Consider the following 3,251-nt stretch of genomic DNA (forward strand, 5'->3'; position numbering starts at 1 on the left):
GTTCCGGATCGCCGACCGCGTCGCCGTCATGCGCGACGGCCGCATGGTCGCGGTTAAGCCAGTGGTCGAGACCACGCCGCAAGAACTGGTCGACCTGATCGTCGGCCGGCCGGCGCACCAGATGTTCGCCAAGTCGCAATGGCAGGACGGGCCGGAGCGGCTCAAGGTCGAAAACCTCGTTTGCGGCAACGTCGGCCCGGTCACCTTCGAGGCGCGCTCCGGCGAATTGCTCGGGCTGGTCGGCCTGCGCGGCGCCGGACAGGAAGCCGTCGGCCGCGCGCTGTTCGGCGCCGAGCGTTTCGAGGGAACGGTCTCGCTCGACGGCAAGCGCCTCGACCTGTCTTCGGTCGGTGCCGCCCTTGCCGCCGGCGTCGGCCTCATCGCGCGCGACCGCACCGAGGAATCGGTCGCGCTGTCGCTTTCCGTGCGCGAGAATATGTATCTCAATCCGTCGGCGGTCGGTCGTGGACTATTCTCCTTCATGAAGCCGGCGCGGGAGAGCGAGTTGACGCAGGAACTCGGCGCGCGGCTGGGGCTGAGACCCAACGATCCGCATCTGCCGATCGAGGCGCTTTCAGGCGGCAACCAGCAGAAGGTGGTCGTCGGCCGCTGGCTGGCGACGGGCCGCAAGCTGCTGATCGCCGAGGACCCGACGGCCGGCGTCGATGTCGGCGCCAAGGCCGAGATCTACCGCCTGATCGCGGCGGCCGTCGAAGCCGGGCTGGCGGTCATCGTCGTCTCCACCGATTTCGAGGAGGTCGCCCATATCTGCCATCGCGCCCTCGTCTTCTCGCATAACCGCATCGTACGCGAACTTGCCGGCGATGCCTTGACGACGGCTGCGCTCATCCGCGCCGCCTCCGTGTCCGAAGCCGCCTAGAGCCGGATGATTTCAGGTCCAATCGACCTGAAATTTGAATCCGGTTCTAAATCAAAGAGATAGAGCATGATGTCGTCCGAAAACCGCCTCACACTTTTCGGCATCATGCTCTAGGAGGACCCCCATGAATTCGATCAAATCGACGGCGCTGGAGCCGACCCGGTCGGAACTTTCCGGGCTGAGCCTCGGCCAGAAGGCTTCGCGCTACCTGCCGGTCTACGGCCTGCCGATCCTGACGCTGCTGCTCATCGTGCTGTTCTCGTTGCTGCTGCCGCGGACGTTCCCGACGCTGCTCAATTTGCGCTCGATCATCTCCGACAAGGCGATCATCGCGATGCTGTCGCTTGCGGCGATGATCCCCATGGCCTCGGGCCGCATCGACCTTACGGTGGGCTACGGCATCGTGCTGTGGCACATCCTGGCCATCAGCCTGCAAACGGCCTTTGGCATCCCTTGGCCGATCGCGGTGCTGATCGTCATCCTGCTCGGCGTGCTCACCGGCTTCATCAATGGCTGGCTGGTCGAGGTGGCGCGCATCGATTCCTTCATCGCCACGCTCGGCACCGGTACCGTGCTCTATGCTTTGGCCATGTGGTACACCGGCGGCCGGCAGGTCGTCGGCGTGCTTCCCGACGGCTTCCTCTCCCTCAACGGCACGATGCTGTTCGGCCTGCCGATCACCGGCTACTACGTGGTCGTCCTGGCGCTGGCGATGTGGCTCGTGCTCGAATACCTGCCGATCGGCCGCTACCTCTACGCCATCGGCGCCAATCCGAAGGCCGCCGCGCTCAACGGCATCCCGGTGCAGAAATTCGTCGTGGGCGCCTTCGTCGCCTCCGGCGCGCTCACCGCGCTCGGCGGCGTGCTGCTCGCCTCGAAGCTGAGGATCGGCCAGGCCAGCGTCGGTCTCGAATATCTGCTGCCGGCGCTGGTCGGCGCCTTCCTCGGATCGACCACCATCAAGCCCGGCCGCGTCAATGTCTGGGGCACGATCATCGGCGTCGTCATCCTCGCCGTCGGCATTTCCGGCATCCAGCAGTTCGGCGGCTCGTTCTGGGTCGAGCCGCTGTTCAACGGCGTCACCCTGCTCGTCGCGATCGGCATTGCCGGCTACGCGCAGCGCCGCCGCGGCGCCGTGGTGCCGCCCGCCGCCACTCAACCAGCCACCAGCCAACGAACAACGACAACCAACAATGCTTAATGGGAGAAACAGCATGCATCGCAGAACAGTCCTTCAGCTTGGCGTCGCCTGCCTGGCGCTCGGCATCGCCTCGACCGCGCTCGCCGATCCGATGGCCGACGCCAAGGCCGTCGTCGACAAATACGCCAGCAAGGTCGAGAAATGGGACGGGCCGATGACAGGGCCTAAGGGGGCCGCGGGCAAGACGATCGTCGTGCTTGGCGCCGACATGAAGAACGGCGGCATTCTCGGCGTCACCAAGGGCGTCGAGGAAGCGGCGGCGGCACTTGGCTGGACGGTCAAGACGCTTGACGGCGCCGGCTCCATCGGCGGCCGCACGGCGGCCTTTGGCCAGGCGCTGGCGCTCAATCCGGACGGCATCATCATCAACGGCTTCGACGCCGTCGAGCAAAAGCCGGCGATGGAGCAGGCCAAGGCCGCCAAGATCCCGATGGCGGCATGGCATGCAGCACCGACGGTCGGCCCGATCGACGACCTCGGTATCATCGCCAACGTCTCGACCGATCCGATGGAAGTCTCCAAGGCGGCCGCCGACTGGGCCTTTGTCGATGCCAAGGGCAAGCCCGGCGTCATTATCTTCACCGATTCCACCTATCAGATCGCCATCGCCAAGGCGGACCGGATGAAGAAGGAGATCGAAGATCTCGGCGGCAAGGTGCTCGAATATGTCGACACGCCGATCGCCGAGACCTCGCAGCGCATGCCGCAGCTCACCACGTCGCTGCTGCAGAAGTACGGCGATGAATGGACCCATTCGCTGGCGATCAACGACCTCTATTTCGACTTCATGGGGCCGTCGCTGGCGGCGGCCGGCAAGTCCGGCACCGACGCGCCGATCAACGTGGCGGCCGGCGACGGTTCGGAATCGGCCTACCAGCGCATCCGCTCCAGCCAGTTTCAGAAGGTGACGGTGGCGGAACCGCTGAACCTGCAGGGCTGGCAGCTGGTCGACGAGCTCAACCGCGCCATGGCCGGCGAGAAATGGTCGGGCTACATCTCGCCGCTGCACGTAGTGACCTCGGACAATGTCGAGTTCGACGGTGGCCCGGACAACCGCTTCGACCCTGGCAACGGCTACCGCGACGAATACAAGAAGATCTGGGGCAAATAGGCTTCGGCAGCATCTGTCGGAACAGCCAACGGCCGGCGGTCATCCTGCCGGCCGTTGGT

3 protein-coding genes are annotated in these 3,251 nt (G+C 65.4%); all 3 read left to right on the forward strand.

From position 1 onward, the window contains the following. A partial coding sequence (locus EN745_RS32360; protein WP_145992259.1) for an ATP-binding cassette domain-containing protein occupies positions 1-880 on the forward strand: 880 nt, incomplete at its 5' end. A 124-nt stretch (positions 881-1,004) separates the two neighbouring features. Continuing rightward, entirely contained in the window at positions 1,005-2,081 is a 1,077-nt protein-coding gene (locus tag EN745_RS32365) for an ABC transporter permease (RefSeq protein ID WP_126057948.1), read from the forward strand. A gap of 13 nt (positions 2,082-2,094) precedes the next feature. Then, positions 2,095-3,192 (forward strand): substrate-binding domain-containing protein, encoded by a 1,098-nt coding sequence (locus EN745_RS32370; RefSeq protein WP_127400512.1) that lies wholly within the window; start codon positions 2,095-2,097, stop codon positions 3,190-3,192. Positions 3,193-3,251 lie beyond the last annotated feature (59 nt).

This window comes from Mesorhizobium sp. M4A.F.Ca.ET.022.05.2.1, assembly GCF_003998845.1.
Classification (GTDB): domain Bacteria; phylum Pseudomonadota; class Alphaproteobacteria; order Rhizobiales; family Rhizobiaceae; genus Mesorhizobium.

Bases quoted from the DNA above. Each gene is read 5' to 3' on its own strand.
- EN745_RS32370 (WP_127400512.1), top strand. From the start codon at position 2,095: ATGCATCGCAGAACAGTCCTTCAGCTTGGCGTCGCCTGCCTGGCGCTC.
- EN745_RS32365 (WP_126057948.1), top strand. From the start codon at position 1,005: ATGAATTCGATCAAATCGACGGCGCTGGAGCCGACCCGGTCGGAACTT.